The organism is Pseudomonadota bacterium, from assembly GCA_039714795.1.
Lineage (GTDB): Bacteria > Pseudomonadota > Alphaproteobacteria > JAGOMX01 > JAGOMX01 > JBDLIP01.
This window is the reverse complement of record JBDLIP010000102.1, coordinates 1-6,650: the sequence shown is the minus strand read 5'-3', so window position 1 is coordinate 6,650 and position 6,650 is coordinate 1. Positions and strand designations below refer to the sequence as shown.

Below are 6,650 nucleotides of genomic sequence, written 5' to 3'. Positions count from 1 at the left end.
TTGTTTAGAATTGTAAAAACATATTTCCTATAAAAATCGGCAATTTGTGACAACTTTTATCGAATATAATCTTTTCCCACAGAATCCGTTATAATGAGTCGAGCCTTTCATCAAGAGAACGGGTAAGGTTGGCAGGTTTGCTTTTTTTGTCATCTTTGCTTCGTTCCTTGATGATATGAAGCTTATACTCAAATAAAAACTTTACAAGCTGTTTATCAATCCCAGACGCAATCATGCTGCTTATGAGCGTATCAATGCTGACTTTTATATCACGTGCTCTATAATACTTGCTCTTTTGATCCCGCCAATTTTTCAACAACGCCAGAGTCCAAGGAATACCGAACAGATTCTGCAACTTTACCAGTTCATCGATGATCCCTTCCGTAAATAAGTTCATAGAAAATTGGGAAAGAAGGGATTGAGCCATTGGCGCATCTTTGAGATAAAGTGCCACTCGCACAAGATCTTTAAAGGATTTACTTTTAGATTTAAGCAGATATCTTTTAGCTTTTTTGACAATCTCTAAAACTTGCTCACACTGATCCGGTTTTTTCATCATCTGCAGCAAATTGTCCATTGCCGCATCATAGTTGTATTTAAATTCTAAGGCTGGTTGATCAGATGTATTCCATAAAACGACAGCTGCGCGCCGGTACCAATAATCAGCGGTATTACCATAGTTACCCATCCATCCTTCGTATTCGGTCTCAAATGGAGTTAAATCACTGGTTTCTATCTGCCAACAAAGCTCATCGCGTGGTATGGAATAACCTGCATAGGGTAATGAAACGTTGTGTTCATTAATCCAATAGGAAAGGGTAGTACTGCTATCAATTAATTCGTATAGCTCGGGATTTTCTTCATCCCCATCTGTATCCCACACCTCATGCAAATCCACCAATCCCAGATAAGGCTTTAAATCTAACTTCTTAGCGGCAACCAACAACATCCAAGCATTGTCACGGTCACTTCCTTTAAGCATATGCCAGTTTAGGCTATGTTCTGTATAACGGTGGTCTAGAAGAAAAACAAGTTTCCGGGGTTCCGAATCAGGTAATTTTTTCTCTTCAAAATAAGTCTCTAAGGCAGTTTCCAGCTCCTTGTTGTTGTACTTGTTGAACTCTATTTCTTGATTTTCTAGCACAAGATTGTAAGTCAAGACCACACGGAACCCTTGTTTAATCTTTTTAACTTCATGAGGGCAGTCCGCGTAGAAGGCTATGCATTTGAGAGATTGAGAATCTATATTTTCTGTGACAAATTTATGTTGCTCATCCCCATGGTTGATCAACATGGCACCACCGATATGAGGAAATGGCAAAACAATAACGAGGGTGGCAACCATACCTTCCAATTTTTCAGAATCCTGGTGCGGCTTAAAGAATTGCCCTTGGCCATAAATCAGCATGTTATGCAAATGAGCTGTGAGTTTTGATCCTTCTGACAGCCCTAAGTCCTTTCGCACCTTATTTAAGAGATCGCTCAATCGGGCTTCATTGCATTTAACCTGCAATTTATCAGCAGAAATTTCCTTGGTGTCACGGATTTGCTTATCCAGTAAAGTATCTTCCCGCAAACCAAACTTTGCATCATGAGAAATGTTTAAGAGCTTCTGTATGTCATCTGCCACAATTGGAAGTTTGATAGGATGGCCATCATCAATTCCAATAGAAAAATCATCGGAAGTTAACTCAAATTCTGAGTAAAATTTGCTTGCCTGGTGAGTCTGTGGGATCGTTTTGCCAAGTGCATCGGTAACTTTAGATAACATAAGAACCCTTCCATGTATTTTATAGCCTGTCCAAACGGAAAATAGCAGCAAGGCCAGTTTTTTACAATGCTAAAAATTGTTCACATTTTTCCGCCGAAGGTGTTCACGCTCTCCGCAATACGCACCTGTTGAGAAAGTCGACCAAAACCGCTTAAATATTGGACTCCTTGCCCCCCGGTTGAGCAATTACGAAAGCTTTATGAATTTACAGACACGCCAACACCTCCCCCATTAGAACCGTAATCCTCAAGTTGTAGGTCGGTCAATTAGTTCCACATGTAAGTGTTTACCGAAAACAGCTGCCGCTCTATCCATAGTTCCTAGTGTAACGCTTGGATTGTCTGGATCTAAAAGACGATCCAGTGAAGAACGACTCGTATTCATTCTCTTTGCCATTTCCGCCTTCGTAATACGTTTTTTATTCATAAGGGCCTCTAGTTGCCAAGCCAAAACCTGTTTTGTTGCTAAAGCTTCCGTTTCCGCCAAGGTGCCATCCCTGGCTAATACCTCATCAAGGCTTGAACCCAAATGTTCTGGATTAAATTTTGCCATTCATCAACTCCTTTTTACGTTTTAGCGCTAAATCTATCTCATGTGCTGGGGTTTTCTTCGTTTTTTTAATAAATGCATGTAAAAGAACCATATGCGACCCCGTTATACAAAAAAGAACTCTTGCAATCCTTCCCTGAGTTAGACTAGATCTCACTTCATAGATGCTTTTACCCAGGGGTCTACATACCGGCATACCGATAGGCCAGCCAAACTCCGCAGTTTTTAAATCAACACCGACTCTCTTTCTATCCTCTTTATCCAAGGTTATCAACCAATCACGTACAGGCTCCACCCCTGATTTCTGTGAAAAGAACCTTACTTCAATTTGCTTGCTTTTATCCATCTAAAACATGTACCGTAAATGGTACTTACTTGCAAGCTCTCCCCCAGTATTTTCTCCATATCCCCTGCTAAATAGCCTTGTTGAAGAAAATTTATCACTAAAGATCAAAGAACTAGAATCTAAAAATCCAAATTTATTCGGAGATATGAAGAAGATACTCACACTGTATGTCATCATTGTACCTTAAAAGGTACGTTTATGCAAGTAACTTTTTGATATTCAACTCATTGCTAGTTTCCCTCAGAAATTGCATGGGGTATAGGTCACATTTCTGCGGATTTTCGTAAGTAGTCTGGTAAGAAGGGACCATTTCTGGTCCCCCTTACCATAAGAACGCAGCGTGAAAGTTTCCCCTCACTGCGCTCAAGCCTTGGATAAGACCGCCTTGCGGCAGTCCGGCCGTCTACTCACTTTCCCTTTATCCCGTTCTTCAAAATATTCCTTGAACTTTGGGTCAAAAGGGTGAGCAGCAATGGCACTAACTTAAGGAGAAATCGTTTAGAACAAAGGGTTTGCAGCGATGAAGTATGGGCACCTACCTAAGAATTCCCACAGGCAAAACGGCGAATTTGTTGAGGAAGGTGGCAAACTTAAGAACGAGATCGCAAGATCAATTTCTCGAAAATGACTCTCAGGTCAATATTGACACCATTTCAGCGCTTAAGTTAGTGCCATTGGGGTGAGCAGTCCCTCTTATTTTAATATGGCGTTTGATGGATATAGCAGCGGCGCTCACCAGATCTAGAGATCTTGTTTGTTGATCCTTGGTTCGTGTGGTTCCGGCAAGCGTGTGTGCTTCTCACTAAGGACGCTAGGAAAAATAACATTTATAATCGTGTTTCGCGTTCTGTTGCTTGATCTTGCTGCGTAACGCTGTCCATAAAGTATTTTAGTTAAATTGTAAAGGTTATTTTTCCTAGCGTCCTAAGCACGATAACCCTCCGATGGCCAGGTTCCTCCAAGTCTTATTACGGGTTACGTATTGCAGTTCCTGCGAAGCTTGTCTTACGGATTGGTTAAGCTGTGCGACAGCATCACCGATTTTATTAAGCACAATTCTGGCAAATTCATCTGCAGCACAATTGGCCATCTTTTGAGCTGAGTCTTCAATGTTTTTGCTGATTTTTTCAGCTGATTCATCAGAGAGAGTCTTAAAGTCCTTAAAGTGAGCAATAAAGCGCTTGGTAGCATCCCCAAGCTCTAGGGTGTGGACTCTTAAATCTTGCAGTTGGGTATCCATGTCTCCTCTCAGTTCCTCTCTTAACTGCATATAGCGTTGCACATCGTGCTCAAGCTCTACGAAAATATCGGGGTTATTTTGTTCCATCATGTACTCCTTTCAGTTAATGGGAGGTGTTGTTTAAGCCATGTTTGAATGACGTCAATTCTTTTTTGCAGCCAATCCTGCCCTTGGCATTCAACCATGGCATCGTCATAATGAGTGCTGAGCAAGTTAACGAATGCTTCTTGATAAGCTGTCCTTTCAGCTTCAAGAATGCTTTTGCCTGCATCAAACTCCACAATGGCCGCACGTTCTTCGAAGCTATCGATAATCGATTGGATATCCCTGTCGGTTTTGTCACTTGTCACCCCACCCCCCGCATTTAAATTTTCACGCAAACCCTCTTCATTTTTAGGTGACAAAAGTGACAAACCAAGCTTAGTATTTGAAATCTCTGTATTATTTTTTTGAGAGATTTTTACGGCACCCCAAGTGACAGGTGACAGAAGTGACAGGTGACAGAAGTGACAAGTTAAGATTATTTTTGCCACCTTGACAATCATCGACAACGATTTCTTCTAGCCACCGATTCATGTTGTCACCTGTTTTGCAATTTTAGGATTGGTCCAGTAGATTTTTGTTCTTTTATTCGTCGGATCCTCAGAAACCTTCAGCCAACCTTGTTCAAGCAAAATATCGCAGGCCATTTGTGCTTCTTCCTTGCTTTTTAGCAGCGACCAGTTTTTTCGGTAAACCTGGCGCAAATCAAAAGAATTTTCAAATTCTCCTGCTTGAATTTTTTTGGCGAGCTTCCTTGCCGCCTGGTAGCAGACATCCTGTGAGCTTTCGTAAATCCGCCGGGCATGATATTCAAGGTATCCACACCAGGCAGCGGCAAGCTTGGCATTGGATTCGGAAATTGCTTTTTGTGGTTTACCTGCTGCCACATCAATCAGATGAAAAATCAAGGCCAAAGATGGCATCAGCTTGCGGTACTTGGCAAGATGTTCGATAAGAATGGAGTCATCAGAACTGTTACGCAGTTTGGTTTCTAGAGCTGTGAGCCATTCGTAAAAGACAATTTGACCTTGCGCATCAAACTGAAAGTAAGGAATTGAAGCTTCATTAGCCCCATTTGCACAGAAATCCATGTGGGCAAGTTTGCTGATAATGCCAAAGGCTTGATCACGAGCTTGGATATTGGGTTTCTCATCAATTAGCTTCCAGTGTTTAGGTTGATCTGGATAAACTAGCATTTGAAATCTTTGCAATAATCCATCATTTTCACGTCCAGACAAGGTGTTTTGGAAGTAGTCATTGAGTTTGCTGGGTTGTATGCTACCTAGTATCGATACACACATGTTTTGGGTACGAATGGTACCACGGTTAATCCTATCGCTTGTTTTTGCCCCATAGCCATTCCAGCCCTCCAAATAGAAGGAGCGATCTGTTTCATGACCGGGTCTATCCCAATCATTTAATAACCCCACTAGTTCGTCGCGGGACAACAATAGGCCGCGAGGATTTTGACTCAATAGTTCGTGCATCTTTTCAATGGTCGCGTCATTAGTATAATAACGTTTACAGATTGGAGCTTCTGGTGCTTTTAGAACCCGCATTTCATCTTTAGCCAGTTCCATAGCAAAAGAGTCAGCATCCATCGACGCCTTGGTCATTTTTTTCTTGATGGCTTCTTGTGCTGCCTTAAAGGCTGCAAGCTGCACAGCATATTCACGCTGTTGTTTTTCGTAAACCTCATAGGCTTCTGACTCTAGCTCTTCAAGCGGCTTTAGAATTTCTTTCAGAGCTGGGCTTTTCAAGCTACTGGGCGGACCAACAATTCCTCCCCAAAGGTTAGGAATGACTGTCCACGAGTCTTTTTGTTTTGGCCGTATTGCACACCCTGCACCAATAACAGAGGCAGTCACCACAAGAGCGCCGGCTACAACATAGTCCAGGGGACACTGCATACGTTCGGAGATATCAACCAGCCAATCACGGTAAGGAGCCGGGATCAATTGTGCAGGCAGAGCAACTACTGGAGCAAGGGTGTGCTTAATGGCGTGAATAGGAGTTGGATCTGGCCAATCATGCCTTTGAGCAGAGGTGTGGATGCTTTTGCTGCCAAGGCTTCGATAATCATCAAGAACTATCGGGCTATTTTCCATTGAAGTTGTTAGATGCTTATCCATCACAACTGCCCTCTGTTCTACGCTCAATAAAATCCTGCAAATCAGAATAACGATAGCGTACGAGCCGACCTACCTTGACAACGGGAATATGATGCCGCCTGGTACACTTCCATGCGGCAAGGGTTGATTTTTTTACGCCTAAAATCTCAGCAGCTTCTTTGCGATTTAACAGGCGATATGATTTTAGGTTTTTGGGAACAATTTGATCTACCATTTTAAAACTCCGGGTTAATTGGTTAATAAAAACTGAGTGTTTATAGACCAAAGTATAAGCAGAAGAATATAGCCAAAAAAGTTATTCTTTTTAACAAGTAAGGTTAGGTATCAGAAACTATCTCTGGATCTATATAATTCTATGGAGTTATATAAACCCTTATGACCGTGGCAACGCAATTGCCACGGTTCAGTGGCTGCATTGACGAATTTCGGCTTTGGATATCTCGTATTTAATCTCGGCAGCCCTTGCCTGGAAAGGTATCTTCTCCATATCTCCGGGTACCCCCATAATAGATGCCCCACATTTCAAAAAAAGTTGCATTTTTTTCAAAATAGTTCTTGACAGCATTTTAG

Annotated in this window: 8 protein-coding genes; 1 reads left to right on the top strand and 7 read right to left on the bottom strand. The window is 41.9% G+C overall.

Features of this window, described 5'->3' with window-relative positions; translation table 11 throughout:
- Positions 1–88: 88 nt before the first annotated feature.
- From ABFQ95_07015 to ABFQ95_07005, 3 genes are all read right to left on the bottom strand, one after another.
- Positions 89–1,771 (bottom strand): 2OG-Fe(II) oxygenase, encoded by a 1,683-nt coding sequence (locus tag ABFQ95_07015; protein ID MEN8237271.1) that lies wholly within the window; start codon positions 1,769–1,771, stop codon positions 89–91.
- 246 nt (positions 1,772–2,017) lie between these two features.
- Positions 2,018–2,323 carry a helix-turn-helix transcriptional regulator gene (locus ABFQ95_07010; protein MEN8237270.1) on the bottom strand — a complete coding sequence of 102 codons (306 nt, stop codon included), beginning with the start codon at positions 2,321–2,323 and terminating at the stop codon, positions 2,018–2,020.
- Complete coding sequence (locus ABFQ95_07005) at positions 2,310–2,666, bottom strand: type II toxin-antitoxin system RelE/ParE family toxin (protein ID MEN8237269.1); 357 nt, start codon at positions 2,664–2,666, stop codon at positions 2,310–2,312. The genes ABFQ95_07010 and ABFQ95_07005 overlap by 14 nt, the downstream gene beginning before the upstream one ends.
- Before the next feature lie 527 nt (positions 2,667–3,193).
- Between ABFQ95_07005 and ABFQ95_07000 the strand changes: the two genes are divergently transcribed.
- Entirely contained in the window at positions 3,194–3,349 is a 156-nt protein-coding gene (locus ABFQ95_07000) for a hypothetical protein (GenBank protein ID MEN8237268.1), read from the top strand.
- 233 nt (positions 3,350–3,582) lie between these two features.
- Here the strand turns inward: ABFQ95_07000 and ABFQ95_06995 are convergent, their stop codons facing one another.
- The 4 genes from ABFQ95_06995 to ABFQ95_06980 form a co-directional block, all read right to left on the bottom strand.
- On the bottom strand, positions 3,583–3,996 hold the full coding sequence (locus tag ABFQ95_06995; protein ID MEN8237267.1) for a hypothetical protein: 414 nt from the start codon (positions 3,994–3,996) through the stop codon (positions 3,583–3,585).
- Entirely contained in the window at positions 3,993–4,310 is a 318-nt protein-coding gene (locus ABFQ95_06990; protein ID MEN8237266.1) for a hypothetical protein, read from the bottom strand. Before ABFQ95_06990 ends, ABFQ95_06995 begins: the two co-directional genes overlap by 4 nt.
- A 168-nt stretch (positions 4,311–4,478) precedes the next feature.
- The gene (locus tag ABFQ95_06985; GenBank protein ID MEN8237265.1) at positions 4,479–6,080 is read right to left on the bottom strand and encodes a YfjI family protein; all 1,602 of its coding nucleotides are present in this window, start codon (positions 6,078–6,080) and stop codon (positions 4,479–4,481) included.
- Positions 6,073–6,294, bottom strand: coding sequence for a helix-turn-helix domain-containing protein (locus ABFQ95_06980; GenBank protein ID MEN8237264.1), 222 nt, complete (start codon positions 6,292–6,294; stop codon positions 6,073–6,075). Before ABFQ95_06980 ends, ABFQ95_06985 begins: the two co-directional genes overlap by 8 nt.
- Positions 6,295–6,650: the final 356 nt, after the last annotated feature.

Coding starts and splice junctions, on each gene's coding strand:
- ABFQ95_06980 (MEN8237264.1), bottom strand. CDS start 6,294: ATGGTAGATCAAATTGTTCCCAAAAACCTAAAATCATATCGCCTGTTA.
- ABFQ95_06985 (MEN8237265.1), bottom strand. CDS start 6,080: ATGGATAAGCATCTAACAACTTCAATGGAAAATAGCCCGATAGTTCTT.
- ABFQ95_07000 (MEN8237268.1), top strand. CDS start 3,194: ATGGGCACCTACCTAAGAATTCCCACAGGCAAAACGGCGAATTTGTTG.
- ABFQ95_07015 (MEN8237271.1), bottom strand. CDS start 1,771: ATGTTATCTAAAGTTACCGATGCACTTGGCAAAACGATCCCACAGACT.
- ABFQ95_07010 (MEN8237270.1), bottom strand. CDS start 2,323: ATGGCAAAATTTAATCCAGAACATTTGGGTTCAAGCCTTGATGAGGTA.
- ABFQ95_06995 (MEN8237267.1), bottom strand. CDS start 3,996: ATGATGGAACAAAATAACCCCGATATTTTCGTAGAGCTTGAGCACGAT.
- ABFQ95_07005 (MEN8237269.1), bottom strand. CDS start 2,666: ATGGATAAAAGCAAGCAAATTGAAGTAAGGTTCTTTTCACAGAAATCA.